Origin of the sequence: Corallococcus terminator (assembly GCF_049194865.1) — a bacterium.
Lineage (GTDB): Bacteria > Myxococcota > Myxococcia > Myxococcales > Myxococcaceae > Myxococcus > Myxococcus terminator_A.
Window position 1 is genome coordinate 217,683 of record NZ_JBLZWL010000116.1, and the last position, 20,991, is coordinate 238,673.

General features: G+C 69.3%; 18 protein-coding genes. 12 read left to right on the forward strand and 6 right to left on the reverse strand.

What is annotated here, in order from left to right:
- Window positions 1-46 precede the first annotated feature (46 nt).
- The gene (locus ACN469_RS35345) at window positions 47-1,669 is read left to right on the forward strand and encodes a Na+/H+ antiporter (RefSeq protein WP_498775350.1); all 1,623 of its coding nucleotides are present in this window, start codon (window positions 47-49) and stop codon (window positions 1,667-1,669) included.
- A gap of 34 nt (window positions 1,670-1,703) precedes the next feature.
- Here the strand turns inward: ACN469_RS35345 and ACN469_RS35350 are convergent, their stop codons facing one another.
- The 3 genes from ACN469_RS35350 to ACN469_RS35360 all read right to left on the reverse strand — a co-directional run bounded on the left by ACN469_RS35350 (window position 1,704) and on the right by ACN469_RS35360 (window position 5,505).
- Window positions 1,704-3,257, reverse strand: a complete 1,554-nt coding sequence (locus ACN469_RS35350) for a pectate lyase (protein WP_498775352.1) — start codon at window positions 3,255-3,257, stop codon at window positions 1,704-1,706.
- A gap of 18 nt (window positions 3,258-3,275) precedes the next feature.
- A complete protein-coding gene (locus ACN469_RS35355; RefSeq protein ID WP_498775354.1) occupies window positions 3,276-4,706 on the reverse strand; it encodes an FAD-dependent oxidoreductase in 1,431 nt (476 codons plus the stop codon).
- A 91-nt stretch (window positions 4,707-4,797) separates the two neighbouring features.
- Window positions 4,798-5,505 carry a phytanoyl-CoA dioxygenase family protein gene (locus ACN469_RS35360; RefSeq protein WP_498775356.1) on the reverse strand — a complete coding sequence of 236 codons (708 nt, stop codon included), beginning with the start codon at window positions 5,503-5,505 and terminating at the stop codon, window positions 4,798-4,800.
- A gap of 136 nt (window positions 5,506-5,641) precedes the next feature.
- Between ACN469_RS35360 and ACN469_RS35365 the strand changes: the two genes are divergently transcribed.
- A complete protein-coding gene (locus ACN469_RS35365) occupies window positions 5,642-6,778 on the forward strand; it encodes a hypothetical protein (protein WP_498775358.1) in 1,137 nt (378 codons plus the stop codon).
- Window positions 6,779-6,856: 78 nt separating this feature from the next.
- Here the strand turns inward: ACN469_RS35365 and ACN469_RS35370 are convergent, their stop codons facing one another.
- Entirely contained in the window at window positions 6,857-7,615 is a 759-nt protein-coding gene (locus ACN469_RS35370) for a 2OG-Fe(II) oxygenase (RefSeq protein WP_498775360.1), read from the reverse strand.
- A gap of 171 nt (window positions 7,616-7,786) precedes the next feature.
- Between ACN469_RS35370 and ACN469_RS35375 the strand changes: the two genes are divergently transcribed.
- On the forward strand, window positions 7,787-8,968 hold the full coding sequence (locus tag ACN469_RS35375) for a sensor histidine kinase (protein ID WP_498775362.1): 1,182 nt from the start codon (window positions 7,787-7,789) through the stop codon (window positions 8,966-8,968).
- Entirely contained in the window at window positions 8,965-9,771 is an 807-nt protein-coding gene (locus tag ACN469_RS35380) for a LytR/AlgR family response regulator transcription factor (RefSeq protein WP_498775364.1), read from the forward strand. Before ACN469_RS35375 ends, ACN469_RS35380 begins: the two co-directional genes overlap by 4 nt.
- 248 nt (window positions 9,772-10,019) lie before the next feature.
- On the opposite strand, the gene ACN469_RS35385 is transcribed toward ACN469_RS35380, so the two are convergent.
- Complete coding sequence (locus ACN469_RS35385) at window positions 10,020-10,175, reverse strand: hypothetical protein (RefSeq protein WP_498775366.1); 156 nt, start codon at window positions 10,173-10,175, stop codon at window positions 10,020-10,022.
- An 11-nt stretch (window positions 10,176-10,186) separates the two neighbouring features.
- Between ACN469_RS35385 and ACN469_RS35390 the strand changes: the two genes are divergently transcribed.
- The 8 genes from ACN469_RS35390 to ACN469_RS35425 all read left to right on the forward strand — a co-directional run bounded on the left by ACN469_RS35390 (window position 10,187) and on the right by ACN469_RS35425 (window position 19,763).
- Window positions 10,187-10,939: a LolA-like protein gene (locus ACN469_RS35390; RefSeq protein ID WP_498775367.1), complete on the forward strand. Its 753-nt coding sequence runs from the start codon at window positions 10,187-10,189 to the stop codon at window positions 10,937-10,939.
- A 129-nt stretch (window positions 10,940-11,068) separates the two neighbouring features.
- Window positions 11,069-12,439: a TolC family protein gene (locus ACN469_RS35395; RefSeq protein ID WP_498775369.1), complete on the forward strand. Its 1,371-nt coding sequence runs from the start codon at window positions 11,069-11,071 to the stop codon at window positions 12,437-12,439.
- Entirely contained in the window at window positions 12,427-13,584 is a 1,158-nt protein-coding gene (locus ACN469_RS35400; protein ID WP_498775371.1) for an efflux RND transporter periplasmic adaptor subunit, read from the forward strand. The genes ACN469_RS35395 and ACN469_RS35400 overlap by 13 nt, the downstream gene beginning before the upstream one ends.
- Window positions 13,585-13,605: 21 nt before the next feature.
- Window positions 13,606-16,767: an efflux RND transporter permease subunit gene (locus ACN469_RS35405; protein ID WP_498775373.1), complete on the forward strand. Its 3,162-nt coding sequence runs from the start codon at window positions 13,606-13,608 to the stop codon at window positions 16,765-16,767.
- An 87-nt stretch (window positions 16,768-16,854) separates the two neighbouring features.
- Window positions 16,855-17,307 carry a TPM domain-containing protein gene (locus ACN469_RS35410; protein ID WP_498775375.1) on the forward strand — a complete coding sequence of 151 codons (453 nt, stop codon included), beginning with the start codon at window positions 16,855-16,857 and terminating at the stop codon, window positions 17,305-17,307.
- Window positions 17,304-17,933 (forward strand): hypothetical protein, encoded by a 630-nt coding sequence (locus ACN469_RS35415; RefSeq protein WP_498775377.1) that lies wholly within the window; start codon window positions 17,304-17,306, stop codon window positions 17,931-17,933. The genes ACN469_RS35410 and ACN469_RS35415 overlap by 4 nt, the downstream gene beginning before the upstream one ends.
- Entirely contained in the window at window positions 17,927-19,309 is a 1,383-nt protein-coding gene (locus ACN469_RS35420; RefSeq protein ID WP_498775379.1) for a TPM domain-containing protein, read from the forward strand. Before ACN469_RS35415 ends, ACN469_RS35420 begins: the two co-directional genes overlap by 7 nt.
- An 85-nt stretch (window positions 19,310-19,394) precedes the next feature.
- Window positions 19,395-19,763, forward strand: a complete 369-nt coding sequence (locus tag ACN469_RS35425; protein WP_498775381.1) for a hypothetical protein — start codon at window positions 19,395-19,397, stop codon at window positions 19,761-19,763.
- 39 nt (window positions 19,764-19,802) lie between these two features.
- On the opposite strand, the gene ACN469_RS35430 is transcribed toward ACN469_RS35425, so the two are convergent.
- Window positions 19,803-20,888 (reverse strand): trigger factor, encoded by a 1,086-nt coding sequence (locus ACN469_RS35430; protein WP_498775383.1) that lies wholly within the window; start codon window positions 20,886-20,888, stop codon window positions 19,803-19,805.
- Window positions 20,889-20,991 lie beyond the last annotated feature (103 nt).

Consider the following 20,991-nt stretch of genomic DNA (forward strand, 5'->3'; position numbering starts at 1 on the left):
GAGCGCAAGGTGTGGGCCCGGAAAGGTCCACGGCGCCTCATTCCGCATGCACGTCTTCGAAATCATCATCGCGCTGCTGCTCGCGGGAGCGGGCCTCACGGTGCTGTCGCGTCGCATCGGGACTCCCTATCCGGCGATGGTGGCGCTCGCCGGAGCGGGCCTGGCGCTCGTCCCCGGCACGCCGACGCTCCATTTGGACCCGGAGCTGGCGCTCACGCTCTTTGTCGCCCCCGTGCTGCTCGATGCCGCGTTCGATGCGTCTCCTCGCGACCTCCGGGCCAACTGGCGGGCCGTCACGGGGCTCGCCATCGGGGCTGTCGGGCTCACGGTCCTCGTGGTCGCGGTGGTGGCGCGCCTGCTGGTGCCGGACATGTCCTGGGCCGTCGCCATCGCGCTCGGGGCCATCGTGGCGCCTCCCGACGCGGCGGCGGCGACGACGGTGCTCAAGCAGCTCCGCCCGCCGCATCAACTCCTCGTCATCCTGGAGGGTGAGAGCCTCTTCAACGACGCGAGCGCGCTGCTGGTGTACCGCCTCGCCGTCGGGGCGGCGCTCGCGGGGACACTGTCACCGGCCAGCGCCGTACCCTTGCTGCTGGTCGTCACGGTGGGCAGCGTGGCGCTCGGGTTCGTGTTGTCGCATGTGGTCCTCCGCGTGAACGCGCGCATTCACGACGTCGCCACGGCCGTGGTCGTCCAGTTCTGCGGGACGTTCGCTGTCTGGATGCTCGCGGAGCGGCTCCACCTCTCTGGCATCCTCACCGTCGTCGTCTTCGCGATGTTCCTGGCCCGGCGGGCCGCGGAGGTCGTCCCGGCGCGCGTCCGCCTCCCGTCCTACGCGGTCTGGGACTTCGCGGTGTATGCGCTGAACGTGCTCGCCTTCATCCTGGTGGGCTTCCAGTTGAAGGAGATTCTCCTTCGCCTCGATTCCCCCACGTTGTTCAAGTACGCCGGGGTCGCGGCGGCCGTGTGTGTCGCGACGATGGCCGCGCGCATCGTCTGGGTCTCGGCTGCCGCGGCGCTGGGCCGGTGGCTGCGCCGTCCGAAGTCGAAGGACGCGCCTGGGCGGCATGATGGAGTCAGCCTGTCCAGGCGCGCCGCGGTGGTCGCCGGGTGGTGCGGCATGCGAGGGATTGTGACGCTCGCGGCGGCGCTGGCGTTGCCGACAGGCGGGGCGGGCGGGCCGGCGTTTCCTCACCGTGACCTGGTCTTGTTCACGGCGTTCTTCGTCGTGCTCGGGACGCTCGTCGTCCAGGGGATGACGCTCCGCCCGCTCATCAACCTGCTCCACCTGGAGGATGACGGCTCGGTGGAGCGCGAGGTCCAGCTCGCCCGTGTCGAGACGTTGCGCGCCGCGCTGGACGCCACGGCCGCGCGGCCCGGTGAGGAGCTGTCGAGTCTGCTGCGCAGGCGCTACGAGGTCCTCCTCCGGCGCGCCGAGGCGGACCGCGCCAGTGGTGACACCGCGCTGCCCGGAGGCGCCTCGGGTGACGGTCGTGCCTCGGATGCCGAAGCGGACATCGTGCGTCAGGTCACCTCGGCCGAGCGGCAGCGGCTCCTCGCGCTGAGGGCGGACGGCACCATCGGAGATGCGGCCTTCCAACGCATCGAGCAGGAACTCGACCTGGAGGAGCTGGAGTTGCAGCAGCTCACGGGCATGCAACCGCCGTGAGGCGGGCCGAGTCCCGGATGCCCGACCACGCGCTTCAGTAGTTCCAGGCGATGCAGTCGGTCGTCGTGCGCGTGACGAATTCGGCCAGGGTGCGCAGGTTCCGGACGAACGTGCTCGTGTCGAGATAGTCACCCGGCGTGGCGCCGCTTCGCGGGCCACTCGGGCTGTACGTCGTGAGCCACTTCTCGTTGTTCACCGTCGCGTCGACGGCCTGCGCCGTGTCGGCGCGGAGCTGCTGGCACGTGCGCTTCATCACCGTCGTGTCGCTCGCCAGCCGGTTGTACTCCGCGCGGATGGCGGCGAGCTGGGAGGGGACCTCCCAACCGTAGTTCTGGTAGGTCGGCGGGGCCTGGGAGAACCGGACCGGGTAGCCGCCGGGCTTCACCGTGAAGAAGCCGAGGTTGGCTGGCGAGGTGTCGTCGAGCTCGATGTAGCGGTGGATGAGCGTGTCGTTCGCATGGTCGACGGACTCCAGGTAGGCGAGCGCGGTGGCGACGGCGTCGCGGTTCGCCGGCACGCTCGGGTCGAGCTGGTAGAGGCGAAGCAGCGCCCACATGACGTCCTGGCTCTCCTGGCCGGTGATGGCCGGAACCTCCCAGTTGCGCGCCCAGCGCGGCTGCATCTGGATGTCGTACTGCTGCGCCCAGGCGGGCTGGGGTTGGGGCATCTGTGCCCGGCGAAGGAAGCCGCCGAAGGCGGTGCGCATGGCCTGATAGGTCGCGGCTCGCGCGGGATAGATGTCCTGGGCCCAGTACAGCATCTCCACGAAGGCCGTCGCGAGGTTGTCGTTCAGCGTCGGGTCATCCCAGTACTCGTGGGGGTAGCTGTTCGCGTAGCAGTGGGCGAGGCCACATGAGGTCCCGATGGAGGGTGGGTAGCTGGCCGTGAGCGCCGGCCGCGCTGCGACGGGACCCGTGAAGCCCTGGGGGAAGCCGCCATGCGTCGGGAACTGCGAGGTCTCCACCCGCGCGCGGGCGTAGGACGAGGCGTCGGAGATGTCCGTGTTCGCGAACCCGAGGAGCTGGTCGGCGCGCATCATCGCGATGAGCGCGTTCTGGGTGGTCTGGTCGTCGTAGGTCGTTGTCGTGCAGCCGCCGCAGCCGCAGCTCGCCGTGGTGTGGCGGTAGCACGCCTTCAACGTCGGAGTCGCCTTGAAGTCCGCGTAGAGCCGCCAGCCTCCCGACTTGACCTGTCCATGACGCAGCGCCATCGCCGCGTCCGTCGCGTAGGTCTTGAGTGCCGGCGTGGCCGGGTCGGCGAGGGCGGCTTCGACGAACGCGACCACCACGTCCGAGGTGCCGGGCGACTGAATCATGATCTGCTCATCGTCGAGCTGGATGTCGCCCCAGCGCTCGCTCAGGTTGTTGGCATTGTGATGCCACGCATACCCGCCGTGGCGCGCCACCTGGTCGTGGAAATACTTCGCCGCGTTCCGCATCCGGCCGAGCGCCTTCGCGCGGAGCGGAGTCGTGGCCGCTTGCGCTGCCTCTCCTGGCCGTGACGCTTCACCCTCCAGCTCGGGGTCCATCGGTGTGCAGGCGAACATCGAGAGGAGGGGGAAGAGCACGAGCGAGGAGAGTCTTCTCATGCGTGCCACGCTAGCGGATCACGTCTTGTGCGGCGAGGTGCTCGGGATGGCGGGCGCCGGAGGCGGCGGTCGTGTCTCGGTATTCGCCAGCCGTTGGAGGGGCTGCACGAGCGACCTGGCCCCATGGGCCAGCACGGGCAGGGCCACGGAGGGCTGGAGCACCGCTCCCAGTCCCGTCTGGAGGTGCAGCACCCGGTTGAACTGGCGATGGACGCCCGCGTCGCTCGACATCCGCTCCATCAGCCGTCGGACGTACCAGTGCAGCGCGCCCAGGCCGGGCACCCGCTTGCCCGTGGACTGGGTGTACTGAAGGTCCATGCTCGTGCTCAGGAACCACGGCAACCGGATGACTTCGGCGAGTCCCTGGCGAAAGCGTCGGGCGAAGCCGGTGAGTGCTCCGAGACGGGAGTGCTCTTGCAGGCAGGTGTCCAGGAGCTCCGCGCCCAATCCCGCCACGGACATGCCCTGGCCGAAGATGGGATTGAAGGCACAGGCCGCGTCGCCCAGCACGGCCAGCCCCTCCGGGAAGCGCGACAGTCTTTCGTAGTGGCGCCAGCGGCTGTCCATCACCTTGTGCCGGGTGAGGGGCCCCAGGGGCCGGGCCTCCCGCAGATAGCCATACAAGTCCGGGCGGCTCAGCGAGCGGGCGAACTCGAGGAACCCCTCGGGCTCGGTGGGCGCGTGGTCTCCGAAGTAGCCATTGAGGGTGACCAGCCACCTGCCACCCTCCACGCTGGAGATGAAGCCCGCGCGCCAGGTCGAAGGCGGTCGCGGGTAGAGCATGAGCGCCTTCCAATCGTGCTGGAAGTGAGGAGGAGGCTCGAAGAGTCCCGAGGTGTAGGCGAGGTCCACCTGGACCTGTTCCTCCTCCGGGCGCGCATGGCCGAGCGCCTCGAGCCACTGCGGCATGCGCGAGCCCCGGCCGCTGGCATCCACGACGAGGTCCGCGTCCCACTGTTCTTCGCCTTGGGCGCTCTTCACCCGCACGCCCGTGATGCGATGCTGGCGCTCATCGGTGAGCAGGCCCTCGATGGAGCAGCCCTCGCGGACCTCCACGTTGGCCAGCGCCTTCACCCGGCACGAGACACTCCACTCCAGCAGGGTGCGCGTGCAGATGAGCAGGGGAATGCCGCTGGTGTAGCGCAGCTTCCAGACGCCAAAGTGATGCCAGGCGACGTCGCGACTCGAGTCGATGAGCTCGGCGCCTTGGGTCTGGAGCTGCTCGAACAGTCCTGGAAAGTACCGGTCGAGGATGCGGCGGCCCGTATCCAGCAACACGTGAAGGTGGGGCCCCTGTGGGACGCCTTTTCGTGGGACGGGCCCCTCCGCCCGGAGGTCCCGCTCCACGAGGATGACCCGCTCGAAGTGGTCCGCGAGGACCCGCGCGGCGAGCAGTCCCGCCATGCTGCCCCCAATGACCACGGCACCGCCGAATCCGCGTCCAGTCATGTTCAAGCTCCCTGGGTGATGGGACCGCGCTCCGCCTCGAGCCAGACGCGGGGCATACCAATACATGGGGCTGACATCCTGGCAGTGGGGGTCAGACCTTCCAGCGCCATTCGAGCCCGTCGGGCAGCGCGGCGGCGGCGAACTCGAGGTGAAGGACGCGTCGGTGGCCGGGCTTCCTGGCGGGTGACGAGGCGTGAAGCAGCAGCGGATGGAACGCGAGTACATCGCCTCGTCGCGCGAGGCACGTCACAGCGGGGATGCGCGCCTTCCTATCCTCGATGTCCGCCTCGCTGAGTCGCCCCTGGAGGTGGGTGCCGGGCAGGACGCGCACGGGCCCGTTCTCCTCGTCGCAGTCGTCGAGGTGGATTCGCAGGGCCAGCATGCGGGTGAGCAGGGCGTCCGGCGCGAGCGCGTGGGTGACGCCTTCCTTGTGGGTCCACGGTCCGAAGCCCGGTGTCTCACGCCGCTCGCGCAGGGCGATGGTGAGGTCCTGGTGCCAGCGCACCTTCCAGTTGGCGTCGGGCGTCTTGTCGAAGAGCAGGGCCCGCGCCACGAAGCAGTCCTCGCCGAGCACCCCTTGCGCCAGCGAGCGGACCCCCGCGCCCTGGGACGCGGCGGTGACGACGGCCGGCACGTCGAGGACGTTGCGTTGGCCTCCTCGCCTGTGTGTGGACTCGTCGCCGCTCGAGGGAGGAAAGGCCCGCTCCAGCATCGCGAGCAGCTCCGTCGATGCGGCCTGGGGCATGAGCGCGACGCCGTCGTGCCGGAGGCTCTCGGTGAAGGTCTCTCGCCGGTCCATGAGGCCAGCCAGCCATAGCTCCGCGACGCTGTCCAGGGAGGCGCGACGCCCTGGGCGGAGTGGAGCGCCGTGCACCTTCCCCCTCGCTCGTCTTTGGCGCATCGCCGCTCTACACTGCCTCCTCCCTGGAGGTTGGATGCATCCGAAGAGACTTCACCGGTTACCCTCGACCGCGGTGTTCGCGTGGGTCGTGGGGTTCGCGCTCGCCTGCTCCGTGGGTTGCTCAGGCGATGACGAGTCAGGCGTGGACGTTCCCAACCCGCTGACCAACCCCAAGGATGGTCCCCCCGCTGGCAATCCGAACGCTGAAGCCACGTGCGCCGTTCCGGCCGAGGCGGGCCTCGCCAATGTCTCCAAGCCCACCACCGTCGTCGGGACGGGGACGCCCGCGAGTTGCACCAGCGCGGCCTTCATCGACGCCGTGGCCCGGGGCGGGGTCATCACCTTCGACTGTGGTCCGGAGCCGGTGACCCTCACGCTCGACAGGACGGCGAAGGTCTTCAACGACAAGGGACCGGACATCGTCATCGACGGCAAGGGGCTGGTGACGCTCAGCGGCGCTGGCAAGCACCGCATCCTGTACATGAACACCTGCGACCAGAAGCAGGTGTGGACGACCTCTCACTGCCAGAACCAAGACCATCCTCGACTGACGCTCCAGAACCTCACCTTCGTGGATGCCAGCTCAAAGACGGAGTCGGAGTTCGACGGAGGGGGAGCGGTCTGGGTGCGCGGCGGACGGGTGAAGGTCATCAACTCCCGCTTCTTCAACAACGCGTGCGCGGATGTGGGGCCTGACGTCGGCGGTGGCGCGCTTCGAGTGTTCAGCCAGTACAACAACCTGCCCGTCTTCGTGGTGAACACGACCTTCGGTGGCAAGCAGGGCTACGGCGGGGTCGGCTCCAACGGTGGCGGCATCAGCAGCATCGGCGTGTCGTGGACCCTCATCAACAGCCTCTTCTCCCACAACCGGGCCATCGGCAACGGCGCGAATCCCGCCAGGGAAGGCACTCCCGGCGGCGGCAGCGGCGGCGCCATCTACAACGATGGCAACACGATGACGCTGTCACTCTGCGGCACGCGAATCGAGCACAACGAAGTCAACGCCCATGGCAGCGCCATCTTCTTCGTCAGCAATGACCATTCGGGCGACATCCGCATCGACCGCTCGGTCATCCAGAACAACCGGGGTGGCTCCTGGTACGTGACCTATCCCCAGATATCCAATCACTCGGATACGCCCATCGCTGTCACGAACTCCACGATTGAGTGACGGGCGCTTCGGACAGACCGCCGCGCGCGCTCTGCATCTCCCAGTGTCCTCCCTGGTAGGGAAGCACTCCGCGGCGAGCTAGGGACGCGGCGGCGCCCAGATGGCGCTGTGGGCCTCCGGCGCGTCGGGTGATTCCTGCGCGGTGTAGAAGTAGGCGGCGATGGCCGCGCGCCCCCGCCCCTCGGGACACTCCAGCGGGGCGGGGTGGCCGTGCCAGTGAGTGTCGCCGTGGGCCATCACGACCAGGCGATCCAACAGCGGCGCGATGCGTGTCTCGCACCGGGAGAGGTCGGCGCTCCACAGCTCGAGGTCACCGCCCCAGGCGGACTCCCAGCCGGGGTTCAGGTAGTAGAGGACAGTGAGCCGCCGCGAGAGCGCACGGAAGCGGTCGCGGTTGAAGTCGGCGTGCAGCGCGAGGTGGCCCCCGCGCAACGTGAGGTGCAGCCCCGCGCCTCGGAAGTGTGGGTCCGCGATGAGCCCCTGCACGCCGGTGAGCGTCTCCAGGAAGTCGATGAACGACATGCTGGAGAACTCGGACAGCAGGTGCCGGAGCGCTCCGGGCACATCCTCGAACGCCTTGCGCTGAAGCTGCCCCAGTCGTGCCGCCTGTTCCGGGTGGTCGCGGCGCTTCCAGGTGGCCTCGGTCGCTCCCGGGAAGACCTCGGCCAGTCCGGACGCCAGCGGCTCCCCCAGGAGGCCGTCGATGACGACGTGGGGATGCGGCCGAGCGGCGCCGTAGCGGTCGCGATGGGCCAGCGCGAGCGCGCGCAACGCTGTCCGGCTGAGAAAGAAGCCAGGCCCCCGCAGCGGGCCTTCATCGAGGGTTGCGACGCTCACGAGTTTCTCCTCCACTACCACAGGCCTCGAGCGCCGACGCGCCGCCTGCCAGCCGACCAGGATTCCCGCCTCCCTGGCAAGGCTGCAAGCAGGCCCGTTCGCTGCACGCCGGAGCCCATTGGCTGCTCCCGCTCGGACGGGGCCTGGGTTCGGGCGTAGAATCCACGGGCCGTGGAATCCACCTCTCCCGCCGCGAGCTCCGTCTTGTTGTCCTCCGCCGCGACCCTCCGGCCGGCTCCCTCCGCGTCCGCGCTGCTCCAGCTCGTGCGCGGCCTGCCGTGGTTGATGCTCATCTTCGCAGTGCCGGGCATCATCACCGCGAGCCACACGTGGTTCTACGCCCAGGCCAAGGACCCCACGTACCCCTTCGCCCGGGCGCTGGTGATGCAGGTGCCGCCCTGGCAGTACTGGGCGTTCGTCACGCCGCTCATCCTCACGCTGGGACGGCGCTTTCGCCTGGAGCGAGGTGTCTGGCCCCGCAGCCTCGCCGTCCACCTGACCGCCCTCGCCGCGGTCATGGTCCCCTACGCGACGCTCATCTACTTCCTCTCCCGGGCCGTGGGAGAGAAGTTGGTCAGCGACGGCTCCCTGGGCCAGCTCCTGCCCCTGCTGATGGCCAAGTACGTCGTCACGAGCCTGCTCGTCTACGGCGTCATCGTCGCCATCGGCTCCGCCGTCGAGTACCACCGCCGCTACCGCGAGGGCGAGCTGGCCCAGTCCCAGCTCGAGACGCGCCTGGTCCACGCGCAGCTCGATGCCCTGCGTGCCCAGCTCCACCCGCACTTCCTCTTCAACACGCTCAACGCCATCTCCGTCCTCGTGCGCAAGCAGGACACCGCGGGCTCCATCCGCATGCTCACCGGTGTCAGCGAGCTGCTGCGCATGGCGCTCAACAGCACCGGTCGCCAGCTCGTTCCCTTCCACGAGGACCTCGACTTCCTGGAGCGCTACCTCGACATCGAGCAGACCCGGTTCCAGGACCGGCTCCAGGTGGTGCGCGCCATCGACTCCGCCACGCTTGGCGCGCTCGTGCCCAGTCTCATCCTCCAGCCGCTGGTGGAGAACGCCATCAAGCACGGCCTCGCCACCCGCTCCGGTGCTGGACGCGTGGAGCTGCGCGCCTCTCGCGAAGGTGCGCGGCTGGTGCTGGAGGTGCTCGACGATGGTCCTGGGCTGGTTCCTGGCTGGGACCGTCATGACGGCTGCATCGGCGTCGCCAACGTGCGTGCCCGCCTGAACCAGCTCTACGGAGCAGTCCACGTCTTCACGCTGGAGAACCGCGCCGGGGGCGGCGTGCGTGCCCGTCTGGAGTTACCCTTCCAGGCCGCTTCGGCAGAGGCGCTCGCGACATGAACGCCGCCGTCGCCATCCGCACGCTCGTCGTGGATGACGAGCCCCTGGCTCGCGAGGGACTGCGCCTGTTGTTGGCCACGGACCCGGATGTCAGCGTGGTGGGCGAGGCCGGCAATGGGCCGGAGGCCGTGCGCCTCATCCGAGAGCAGCGGCCGGACCTGGTCCTGCTGGACGTCCAGATGCCGGAGCTCAACGGCTTCGAGGTGCTAGCCCATCTGGCCCCTGGCGAGGTGCCCGCGGTCATCTTCGTCACCGCGTATGACCGCTACGCCCTGCGCGCCTTCGATATCCACGCGCTCGACTATCTCCTCAAGCCCTTCCGCGACGAGCGTTTTCACGACGCCATCGGTCGCGCGAAGGCCCAGATTCGCCTCGCGCGGATGTCTGACCTCAGCCATCGGCTGATGTCCGTGCTCTCCACCTACGGCGAGCGCGAAGGCGCGCCTGCTCCGGCGCCCGCTCCCGCGCCGACCGAGCGGTGGGTGCGCCGGCTCGCCATCCGCGACTCGGGCCGGGTGGTGTTCCTCGACGTGGACGAAATCGAATACATCGAGGCCGCCGACTACTACGTGCAGATTCACGCGGGCGGGAAGGCCTACCTCCACCGCGAGACGATGCAGGGCCTGGAGGCGCGGCTGGACCCGGAGCGCTTCATGCGCATCCACCGCTCGGCCATCGTCAACTCGAGCCGCATCCGTGAGCTGCGCAGCGAGGGCCGCAGGGACCTCGTCGTGGTGCTCACCGGCGGCATGGAGTTGCGCGTCGCTCGCAGCCACCGCGAGAAGTTCCAGCACCTGCGCTGAGCCGCGAGGCTCGCGGCTCAGACACCTCTCCCGTCGCACGAGCCTGGTGGCCCGTTCGCTGCCCCCGTCATGTGCCGTGGCGCGGCGGTGTGTCGTCGTGCCCCTGGTGGCCCCGTTCGCTGCCCCCCGTCACGTGTCGTGGCTCAGCGGCGCGTCGTGCCCCTGGTGGCCCGTTGGCTGCCCTCGTCACGTGCCGTGGCTCGGCGGTGCGTCGTCGTGCCCTTGGTCGCCCGTTCTCCGCAACTCCGTCACGTGCCGTGGCGCGGCGGTGTGTCGTCGTGCTCCGCATGGCCCGTTCGCCGCACGGTGGTGCCGGTTCGCCGCATGTCCGTCCCCACCGGCTGAACACTCCGCCCGCGCAGCACCCGCGCGGGCACTGTGCCTTCCGTCACCCAGTCACCCACGGAGGCACTCCATGCCGCGCAGGTCTCTTGTTTCCTCGTTGCTCGCCCTCGGTTTGACGTTCACCCCCGCCCTCGCCACCGCTGGTGAAGGTGCCGAATGCACCCAGGGCAAGTTGTCGCTCCAGACGGTTGTCGACAAGCACCTCAAGGCCCTGGGCGGCAAGGAGCGGCTCAAGGCCGCGAAGTCCTACCAGTTCACCGTCGTCGCCACGGAGGGCGACACCGTCACCACCACCACCGTTCGGCGTGCCCGCCCCAACTTCGTGCGCCACGACACGGTCACCAACGGAGCCCCGGTCACCAAGCTGTTCGACGGAAACCAGCTCTGGATGGTGGAGGGCTCGGCCGCGCCTCGACGGGTGGAAGGGGAGAAGCACAAGGCGATGGCCGAGGGGGCGTTCTTCGACGACGCCCTGCTGGACCCGAAGTCCCGGGGCGTCGCGCTGGCGATGGACGGCATGGAGGAGGTGAACGGCGCTCCCTCGTTCAAGCTGGTCCTCACCCGTGGCTCCACCACCGAGGTCCGCTTCATCGACCAGAAGTCCTTCCTGGAGGTGCGCCGCACCTACGCGGGAATCCACGAGGGCAAGCCGTATAACAAGGCCATCACCTACTCCGACTTCCGCACCGTGGACGGCATCACGGTGAGCCACCGCCTGACGTGGGAGGGCGATGGCCAGCACGGTGAGAAGGTCGTCCAGAACGCCCGCTACGACGCGCCCGTCGACGCGTCCGTCTTCAAGCTGGCTCCCCCGCGCAGCTGAGTCGTGCCTCATGCCCGTGCTCCCGAGGGTGCGCTCCGCGCTCTCGGGAGTGTCCATCCGGGAACCCACCTGGGAAGCGGTGCGCGCGACTCCGCGCGGTGACTCCTTTCCTTCAACCACGTCTGGCGTATGGCAACCTCTTCCGTCCTGCTTCTCGCGCTCGTCGCCGCGTCGGTTCAGTCCGAGCCCCCTCCCGTCGTCGTCCCACCCAGGGTGGAGGACGCGATGCTCGCCCCTGTCTCGCCCGCCACGCAGCGGGTGAAGACCTGGGACGAAGCGCTGGCCCTGGTGCGCGAGCGGTCCACGGACCTGCGCGGCATGGAAGCCGGAGTGCGGCGCGCGAGTGGTCGGTGGCGCCAGGCGCTGTCGGCCCTGCTGCCCAACGCACGCGCCCAGGCCAGCGTCGCCCTGGACGTGCTCAACCCCGACACGCCCGCGGTGGTGAACCCGGGGCTGGGGACAGGCGCTGGTGCGAGCGGGCGCACGCCCACGGTGCCGCTGGGCACCGTCACCGCGACGTTGACGCAGTCGCTGGTGGACGTGGGCGCGTGGCGAGGGCTGTCGTCGGCCCGGGCCTCGGAGGCGGGCGCGGTGGCGAGCCTCCAGGACGTACGGCGTCGCCTCGCGCTGGGATTGGCGCAGGCGCTGGTGGCCACCGTGGCCGCCGAGCGCGCCGCCGAAATCAACCGCGTGGGCTTGCGGCGGGCCCTGGAGAGCGAGGCCCTCACCCAGCGCATCTTCGAGCTGGGCGCGGGCACCCCCTTGGACGTGGTGCGAGTGAGTCAGGACGTGGCGGTGGCGCGGGGTGTGCTCATCGCGGGCGACGAGCAGCTGCGTCAGGCACGTGAGTCGCTGGGGCTCTCGCTGGGCTTCGGCCACGCGGTGGGGGTCGACCCGTCCTTCAACCTCCAGGGATTGGTGGAGCAGACGCGCCAGGACTGCGCGCCGCTGGAGCACCTGGACGCGCGGGCGGATTTGCTGGCGGCGCGAGCACAGGTGGAGTCCGCGCGCGACAGCCGGCGTCAGGCCTCCGCGGGCTACCTGCCCACGCTGGGCGTCTCCAGCACCCTCTTCGGTCTCACCACAGCCCCGGGCTTCGGCCGGTTCGCGACCTGGAACGTCGCCGCCGTGCTGTCGGTGCCCCTCTGGGAAGGTGGCGGACGCGAGGGTCAGGTGCGTGAGCGCACGGGCGTGGAGGAGCAGGCCGCGGCGGCACTGGAGAGCGCGCATCGCGATGTGACGCTGGAAGTGGCCCAGGCGCGGCGCGGCGTGGAGGTCGCCGAGGCGCTGGTGACGACGGCGGTCGAGTCGAGAGCGCTCGCGGAGCGGACCGACAAGCTCACCCGCCGTTCCTTTGAAGTGGGCCGTGGCAGCAGCCTCGAGCTGGTGCAGAGCGGAGCGGCCCTTCGCCAGGCGGAGCTGAACCTGGTGCTGCGTGAATTCGAGCGGGTCCAGGCACGCCTGGCCGCATTCCTGACGGAGGCCCGGTGCGACTGGTGAAGCGGGTGCGCCCCCTTGAGGCGCTGAAGAAGTCAGTGGTGCGTGTGGTGGTGCTGGCGGCGGTGGCTGGGTGCTCGGCGCAGAAGGCGGCCCCCGTGGCTCCTCCGCCTCGCGAGGTGGAGGTGGTGGTCCTGGCGCCCCAGCAAGTGCGGGACACCAGCGAGTACCTCGGCTCACTGCTGTCGCGGCGGAGTGTCACGGTGCTGCCGCAGGTGGCGGGCTCCGTGCGCCGCATCCCCGTGCGCCCCGGCCAGCAGGTGGAGGAAGGCGCGCCGCTGGTGGAGGTGGACGCGAGGGAGGAGTCGGCCGCGCTCGACAGCGCCCAGGCCCAGCTCAGCTCATCACAAGTGAACCTGGAGCTTTCGCGCCGCACCCTGACCCGCACGGAGGCGCTCCATGGAGAAGGCCTCGCGAGCGACCAGGAGCTGGAGGGCGCCCGAGCCCAGGTGCAGGCCGCCGAGGCCGCCGCGCGCTCCTCCGCCGCGCAGGTGACGCAGCGCCAGGTGCAGCTCCAGCTCAACGTGGTGCGTGCTCCCTTCGCCGGCACCGTGGGTGATGTGCTGGTGCGCGTGGGCGACTTCGTCAGCGCCGCCACGGAGCTGACCAGCGTGGCGCAGGCGGACGTCCTCGAGGTGAGCGTCTCCGTGCCGTCATCCCGCGCGCGCTCGATGAAGCCCGACACGGTGCTGGAGGTCCTCGACGCCCAGGGCAGGGTGCTGCTCACCAGCACCGTCTTCTTCATCGCGCCCCAGGCGGACCCGCGCACCCAGTTGGTCGAGGTGAAGGCAGCCTTCCACAACACCATGGGCCTGCGCCCCAGCGAGCTGGTGCGCACGCGCATCGTCTACTCCCATCGTGATGCCTTGCAGATTCCAGCGCTCGCGGTGGTGCGCCAGAGCGGCCAGCCCTTCGCGCTGGTGGTTCATGAGGAAGGGGGCAGGACGGTGGTGGCTCGCCGCCCCATCACCCTCGGTGCGCTGGGGGATAGGACCTACGTCGTGGAAGGAGGCCTCAAGGCGGGAGACCTCGTGGCCGTCTCGGCCATCCAGGCGCTGCGCGACGGCATGCCCGTGAAGGTGAAGGCCACCGCGTCCGCACCGCGCGCGGAGGCCCCGAAGAACGCTCCGCACGAGCGCCGTCGCTGAACCCAGGGGACCGAGCACGCCATGTTCATCGACTTCTTCATCCGCAGGCCTGTCTTCGCCATCGTCTGCTCCATCCTGCTGACGCTCGTGGGTGCCATCGCCATCCCGACGTTGCCTATTGCCCAATACCCGGACCTGGCACCACCGCAGGTGACGGTGACGGCCACCTACGTGGGCGCGAGCGCCGAGGTCGTGGAGAGCGCTGTCACCATCCCCCTGGAGCAGGAACTCAACGGCGTGGAGGGCATGCGCTACATCACCTCCACCAGCAGCAACGACGGCTCCAGTCAAATCACCATCACCTTCGAGTCCACGCGCGACATCGAGGTGGCCGCCGTCGACGTGCAGAACCGCGTCAGCCGCGCGGCCTCGCGTCTGCCCTCGCAGGTGAACCAGACGGGCATCGTCGTCAACAAGGCCTCCAGCCAGATTCTGTTGTCCGTGGCGCTCTTCAGCCCGGATGACCGCTACGACGTGAAGTTCCTCAGCAACTACGCCGACGTGAATCTCAAGGACGCCATCAAGCGCGTGCGAGGCGTGGGCGAGGTGCGCATCTTCGGTGAGCGCAAGTTCTCCATGCGCCTGTGGTTGGACCCGACGGAGCTCGCGCGCCGCAAGCTCACCCCTCAGGACGTGACGCGGGCGTTGCAGGAGCAGAACCTCCAGGTGGCCGCGGGCCAGGTGGGCCAGCCTCCTTCCGCGGCGGACCAGCCCTACCAGCTCGCGGTGCGGGCCCGGGGGCGACTGGTGGAGCCGGAGGAGTTCGGAGACATCGTCCTGCTGCGCCAGCATGACGGCAAGAGCGTCCGGGTGAAGGACGTGGGCCGCGTGGAGATGGGCGCGGAGAACTACAGCACGCTCTTGCGCTTCGACGGGAAGCAGGCCGTGGGAATCGTCACCTTCCAGTTGCCCACCGCCAATGCGCTGGACGTGCGTGACGCCGTCTTCAAGGAGCTGGAGCGGCTGTCCGCGCAGTTCCCTCCGGGGATGACGTATCGGACGGGCACGGACACCACGCTCGCGGTGCGCGCCACCGTGCACGAGGTGCTCCGGACGCTGGTGGAGGCGATTGTCCTCGTCATCCTCGTCATCTTCCTGTTCCTGCACGGCTGGCGCAGCGTGCTCATCACCGCCCTCACGCTGCCCGTCTCGCTGGTGGGCACCTTCGCCTTCGTGCGGCTGATGGACTTCTCCATCAACACCCTCACCTTGTTCGGCCTCACCCTGGCCACGGGCCTGGTGGTGGATGACGCGATTGTCGTCATCGAGAACATCGAGCGGCTCATGGTGGAGCGGAAGCTGTCGGCCGAGGAGGCCGCTCGCGAGGGAATGAAGGAGGTGGCCGGCGCGGTCATCGCCATCTCCATCGTGCTGGTGGCGGTGTTCGTCCCGGTGGCGCTCTTTCCTGGCACCACGGGCGCCATCTACCGCCAGTTCGCGCTGACCATCGCCGCGTCGGTGGCGCTCTCCACCTTCTGCGCCTGCACCCTCACTCCCGCGTTGAGCGCGCGGATGCTCGTGCACCACTCGGGCGCGAAGTGGGTGGTCTTCCGCAAGGTGGACCAGGTGCTCGACGGAGTTCGGGTCGTGTATGGCCGGAACCTGCGCAAGCTGCTCCAGCGGCCGGTCATCATCCTGGTGGCGTTCTTCCTGTGCATCGGCGCCACGCTGGCGCTCGTCCGGGCCACGCCCAAGGGCTTCATTCCCGACGAGGACCAGGGCTACCTCCTGGTCTCCGTGCAGGGGCCGGAGGGGACGTCGCTGGCCGAGACGGAGAAGGTGATGGAGCAGGTGGAGGAGATACTGAGAGCGCAGCCGGAGGTGCGCGCCATCTTCGCCAACGGTGGCTTCTCCTCCCATGGCACGGGCCCCAACATGGCCAACATCTTCGTCCCGCTGAAGCCGTGGGACGAGCGGCCGGGGAAGGACCAGTCGGTGGCCGCGCTGGTGGAGCGGCTGCGCGGACCGTTCGGGCGCATCGACGGCGCGCGGGTGATGCCCTTCCAGCCTCCGGCCATCCGGGGCGTGGGCAGCGTCGGCGGCTTCCAATTCATGGTCGAGGACGTCGCCGGCACCTCCTCGCTGGACCAGCTCGCCGCCACGGTCCAGGAGTTGATGACGCGGGGCAACGAGGAGGGCCAGCTGCGCGGCGTCTTCACGGGCTTCAACGCGGACACGCCGCTGTTGGACGTGGAGGTGGACCGGCAGAAGGCCAAGGCGCTGGGGGTCCCCATCGAGCAGATCTTCAGCACGATGCAGGTCTACATGGGCAGCCAGTACGTCAACGACTTCAACTACGCGAACCGCGCGTACCGCGTCTATGTCCAGGCCGAGCAACAGTTCCGCGACAGCCCGAATGACATCGGCGCCTTCTACGTGCGCAGCGACAGCGGAGACATGATTCCGCTGGAGTCACTGGTGAAGGTGGAGCCCATGGTCTCCGCGCAGGGCATCCGTCACTACAATCTCTTCCGGGCGGTGGAGCTGAGCGGCCAGCCGGCGCCGGGCGTGTCCTCCGGCCAGGCCATGGATGCGATGGAGTCACTCGCCGCACAGGTCCTGCCGCAGGGGATGAGCGCGGAGTGGACGGGCATCAGCCTGGAGCAGCGGCAGAGCGGCGGCGAGACGCTGGTCATGTTCGGCCTGGGGCTGCTGTTCGTATTCCTGGTGCTCGCGGCGCAGTACGAGAGTTTCAGCTTGCCGCTGGTCATCATCCTCTCGGTGCCACTGGCCATCCTGGGGGCGCTGGGCTTGCAGTGGATGCGAGGGTTCGCCAACGACGTGTTCTGTCAGTTGGGGCTCGTCATGCTGGTGGGCCTGGCGAGCAAGAACGCCATCCTCATCGTGGAGTTCGCGGAGCAGCTGCGTGAGAGCGGCAAGAGCGCCGTCGACGCGGTGGTGGAGGCGGCGGAGGTCCGCCTGCGCCCCATCCTCATGACGTCGTTGGCCTTCCTCCTGGGCGTGGTGCCGCTGATGACCGCCGAGGGTGCGGGCGCCGCCTCGCGCAACTCGCTGGGGACTGCCGTGTTCGGCGGCATGCTCGTGTCCACGGTGGTGAACTTCGCCTTCATCCCTGGCCTGTATGTGCTGATGCAGAAGCTGCGCGGCGAGGCGCGGCGCCCCGTCGGTGATACGGGTGACAAGTCTCGGCAAGAGACGAGGTGGGTCGAGGGACAGGGCTGACTCGTGGACAGACGCCAGCCATTGTTCATGGCGCGCTCCTGGTTCCTCGCCTTGGTTGAAGGCTGCTCGCTGGCATATCGTCCTGGGATGGTCTGGCCGTGGTCTCGTTCGAAGCGGATTCTGGGGAAGGCGCAGGAGGCGGAGCTGGTGGATGCCATCCGCCGCGCCGAGGCTGGCAACCGGGGGGAGGTTCGCGTCCACCTGGAGCACACCTGCGAGGGCGGCAATCCCTTGGCGCGTGCCAGGCTCCTCTTCGCGCAGCTGGGCATGCGCCACACCGCGAAGGACACGGGCGTCCTGCTCTACGTGGCCGTGAAGGACCGCAAGGCCGCCGTCTACGCGGGCCGGGGTGTCCATCGCGCCGCGCTGCCGGGCTTCTGGCAGGAGGTGGTGGACCTGGTGGCGAAGGGCTTTCGTGAGGACGCGGCCGTCCCTGGGATGGTGTCGGCGGTGGAGCGCATCGGCGAGCTGCTGCGCAAGTCAGCCCCGGGGCTCGATGTCGCGGGGAACGAGCTGCCGGACCAGGTGAGCCAGTCATGAGCACGTCGCAGCGCACCCAAGGGGCGCCGCCGACACACGTGGCCTATGACGACGTCAACGAGCTCATCGCCACCGCCACGCGGCTGATGCAGAAGGACGCGGCGCCGGAGACGCTCACGGCGGAGGACCTGCGGCGCATTGGCGCGGAGCTGGACATCCCCGCGCGCTACGTGGACCAGGCGTTGGAGACCCTGGCGCGTCGTCGCGAGGAGCAGGTCCAGGAGGCTCGCGCCCGCGAGGAGCAGGCCCGGCTTCGGTCGGTGAGGCTGCGGCGGGGTGCCTGGGTGGGGGCCGCGTTCATGGGGCTGCTGGCCATGTCGGGGCTCGTGGTGCGCAACGGCCTCACGTCCTCGCTGTCGGAGGTGGCGCGGCAGCGGGCCCAGGTGCGCAACGTCCTGGAGCGTCGCGAGGCGCTGCGCGCGCGACAGGACACAGTCACTCCCGGACCCGAGCGCGACGCGGAGCTCTCCGGCGCGGACAACCGCGTGTCCCTGGAAATGCGCCGGTACGACGAGCGCGCCGCGAATTTCAATGCCTCCATCGCGTCATTTCCCACCGGCTGGGTGGGGCGCCTGAGCGGCCTGCCTTCCGTACTCCCGCTGTCGTCGGAGCTCTCCACATGGTGAAGGCCGCCCTGCTGACGCTGTTGCTGCCCGCCGTGCTGCTGGGCGCCCTTCCGAGCATCGAGCGGCCCGTGACGGACACGCACGGGATGTTGAGCGCCCAGGAGAAGGAGGCCGTCGCCCAGTCCTTGGTGTCATTGCGCTCCGAGCAGCAGGTGCAGCTCGCCGTCCTGCTCGTGCCGACGACGGAGGGCCAGCCCATCGAGGACTTCGCGGAGCAGGTCTTCCAGACGTGGAAGGGCGGTGAGGCGGGCCTGGACAACGGCGTCCTGCTCGTCGTGGCGCGCGACGACCGGCGGATGCGCCTGGAGGTGGGCTACGGCGTGGAGACTCGCCTGACGGATGGCGAGGCGCGGGCCCTGTTGGATTCGCAGGGGCCGCTCATGCGCGAAGGCCGGCTCGCGGATGCGCTGTTGGCCATCGTCTCGGGGGTGCGGGAGGAGGTCTCGGAGGCGGAGCCGCTGGCACCCGTCGAGGATGCGCACGCCGGACATGTCCATGAATCCGAGCCCGCTGACGCCCGCCCGCTCGTCTACGGCATGCTCGTGGTGAACCTCGTGTTGGGCGGACTGCTGGCCCGCGCGAAGCTCGGTTCCATCCTGGTCCAGTGGAAGGAGGCGGGCGTGCGGCCTGGATGGACGGCCTTGAGCCCCGAGGACCGAAGAGTCGTCTCCCAGGGCGCGACGTTCGCGGGGGGCGCCATGGGCCTGGCTGGCGCGCTCGCGGCGGCCCAGGGGCTCTCACCCATGGGAGCGATGCTCGGGTGTGTGGTGATGCTGACCCTGGTGTCCTGCGGGTGGCATCAGTGGCTGTGGGGCTCATGGCCCTGGGGCATCTCGCTGCTGCTCGCGCCCATCAGTCTCGTCGTCGTCAACGAGTCGGAGAAGTTCCCCCTCACCGACCTGCTGGGGCTGCTGGGTTGGGGGTTCATCCTGTCGATTTTCGCCGCGACCCCGTTGCTCGTCGGCACGCACATGCTCCAGGGAATCATCGAAGGGCTGGAGCCGCACCTCCGGCGGGCGGCCCGGGTCTCCTCGGGACATCGTCCCGCCTCCTCCAGCGGGAACCCACGGTCCTCCAAGAAGAAGCGCTACAAGAAGGGGAAGCGGCGCGCTGGCTCGGGGAGAGGACAGCAGTTCCAGGGCGCGGAGCCGTCCCGCCCCGTCGGCGGGAGCAGCCGGCCCTCGTTCCTCTGGGCCTTCTTCTCCTCCCTGTTCTCGTCTTCGGGTTCTTCTTCGTCGTCCTCGTCTTCCTCTTCGTCGTCCTCCTCGTTCAGCAGCAGCTCGTCGTCCTCCTGGTCCTCTTCTTCCTCCTCGTCCTCCTCCTGGAGTGGCGGAGGTGGCTCTTCGGGCGGTGGGGGGGCGAGCAGCTCCTGGTAGTCGCCACCAGTTCTTCGCCGCGGCGAGCGCGGTGATTCAAATCAGCGGCGTGCCGCACTAGAAGGTGTTCCAGGAGTCCCCACGCATGCAGCCCACTGAACCCCGACGTCGTCGAGAGCAGCACCGCTCCTGGTGGTCGCGGTTCCTGGACTTCATGGAGCTGGAAACACCCGAGGGCCGGTGGGGCCTGGGGCTCGTGGTCGGCCTGCTCGTCATCGGCTTCTGGCCGCTGTTGCTGCTGGCGGTCCTCGACGTGAGCGGCACGCCGCGCAAGCTGCTGGTGGCCCTGGGGCCCGCATCCATCTGCCTGGGGTTGGCGCTCCTCATCCTGGTGTGCGGCCACCGGTATGGAGAGTCGCTCCGGTGGTCGCGCCGCCAGACGTGGGGGCTCGCCGCGCTGTTCCTGGGCCTGGGCCTGCTGGGCGGCCTGGGCCTGTGGTTCAGCGAGAGTTGAAGGCGAAGCGAGGGCGCGCTCGCGAGCCGCGCCTCGGCCTCAGCCTTGCTCCGCACCCTCGAAGGTGACCTGCGACTTGTTCATGACGTACTCCACGGCGAGCAGGTACCAGGCCAGCTCGGTCAGCCGCTTCGTCGTCTCCGGCGACTCGCGCAGGGCGGCGTGGACGTCCTCCGCGGTGAGCCCGAAGGGCGCCGTGTGGTCGCGGACAAGCTTCTCGAGCTTCTCCGGCGTGAGCTGAAGCTTCTCCGCCTCGGTGACGGCCTTCAGCACGACTCCGATGTGCAGCCGGCGCTCGGTGTCCGCGCGCGTAAAGGGGTCCGTGAGCCAGCCCTGGAGCGCCTCGCGCTGCTCATCGACATCGAACTGGTACTCGACCATGGCCTGTCCCTCGGCCTGGACCCAGCGGCGCCGCAGCTCTTCGTCCACCAGCGCGCGGGGCAGCTCCACCGGCGCACGCCGGGCCACCTCGTCCAGCACCATGTCCCGGGCCTGCACCCAGAGCTCCGCCGCGCCCTCGTCCTCCAGCTCGTCACGCAGGCGGAGCATCACTTCGTCCAGGGTGCCGCCCATGCCGAGCTTCTCGAGAAACTCGGGGCTGCTCTCCGACAGCATCGTCACCTCGTGGGCGGCGATGATGTCCACGAGGAAGCGCGCGGGTTTCCCCTGGAGCGACTCCACCGGGTAGATGTCCGGCAGCTCCAGGGCGATCTGCATGGACTCGCCCACCTTCCCGCCTTCGGCCACGGCCTCGCAGAACCCGGGCAGCGCCTCGATGGGCGCCAGCTCCGTCTTCATGCCGAAGCGCGCGGAGAAGGGGATGAGATGTCCATCGCAGTAGCCCACGATGTTGAGCTGCACGTCGTCGCCCAGCTCCAGCGACTCGCCCGGTTGACGCTCGCGCGTGGTGGCCAGGGCCCGGCGCTTCTCGTGGAAGGCGCGCAGGAGCTCTTCTTCCGTCAGGTCGTCCGGGGTGGGGACGAGCACGGAGATTCCCTCCAGGGAGGGGGCCTCCACGCTGGGGAGCTTGAGGGCCTCCTCGGAGACGGTGCTCACCACCGGGCTCATCTTGAGAAGGCGCTCGACTCCGCGACCAGGTCCTTGCGTCCGTTTCTTGCTGCTCACGAATGCTCCCGGGAGATAGGCGTGCCAGCGTCCGCGCCAATGGGGGGAAAAGCGACGGCTCGGCATGGACTAAGGCTTAGTCCAGCCGAGCCGCTCTGACAAA

Excerpts from the sequence above, each read along its gene's own strand:
- ACN469_RS35345 (WP_498775350.1), top strand. The coding sequence starts at position 47 with ATGCACGTCTTCGAAATCATCATCGCGCTGCTGCTCGCGGGAGCGGGC.
- ACN469_RS35350 (WP_498775352.1), bottom strand. The coding sequence starts at position 3,257 with ATGAGAAGACTCTCCTCGCTCGTGCTCTTCCCCCTCCTCTCGATGTTC.
- ACN469_RS35355 (WP_498775354.1), bottom strand. The coding sequence starts at position 4,706 with ATGACTGGACGCGGATTCGGCGGTGCCGTGGTCATTGGGGGCAGCATG.
- ACN469_RS35360 (WP_498775356.1), bottom strand. The coding sequence starts at position 5,505 with ATGGACCGGCGAGAGACCTTCACCGAGAGCCTCCGGCACGACGGCGTC.
- ACN469_RS35365 (WP_498775358.1), top strand. The coding sequence starts at position 5,642 with ATGCATCCGAAGAGACTTCACCGGTTACCCTCGACCGCGGTGTTCGCG.
- ACN469_RS35380 (WP_498775364.1), top strand. The coding sequence starts at position 8,965 with ATGAACGCCGCCGTCGCCATCCGCACGCTCGTCGTGGATGACGAGCCC.
- ACN469_RS35390 (WP_498775367.1), top strand. The coding sequence starts at position 10,187 with ATGCCGCGCAGGTCTCTTGTTTCCTCGTTGCTCGCCCTCGGTTTGACG.
- ACN469_RS35395 (WP_498775369.1), top strand. The coding sequence starts at position 11,069 with ATGGCAACCTCTTCCGTCCTGCTTCTCGCGCTCGTCGCCGCGTCGGTT.
- ACN469_RS35405 (WP_498775373.1), top strand. The coding sequence starts at position 13,606 with ATGTTCATCGACTTCTTCATCCGCAGGCCTGTCTTCGCCATCGTCTGC.
- ACN469_RS35410 (WP_498775375.1), top strand. The coding sequence starts at position 16,855 with ATGGTCTGGCCGTGGTCTCGTTCGAAGCGGATTCTGGGGAAGGCGCAG.
- ACN469_RS35415 (WP_498775377.1), top strand. The coding sequence starts at position 17,304 with ATGAGCACGTCGCAGCGCACCCAAGGGGCGCCGCCGACACACGTGGCC.
- ACN469_RS35420 (WP_498775379.1), top strand. The coding sequence starts at position 17,927 with ATGGTGAAGGCCGCCCTGCTGACGCTGTTGCTGCCCGCCGTGCTGCTG.
- ACN469_RS35425 (WP_498775381.1), top strand. The coding sequence starts at position 19,395 with ATGCAGCCCACTGAACCCCGACGTCGTCGAGAGCAGCACCGCTCCTGG.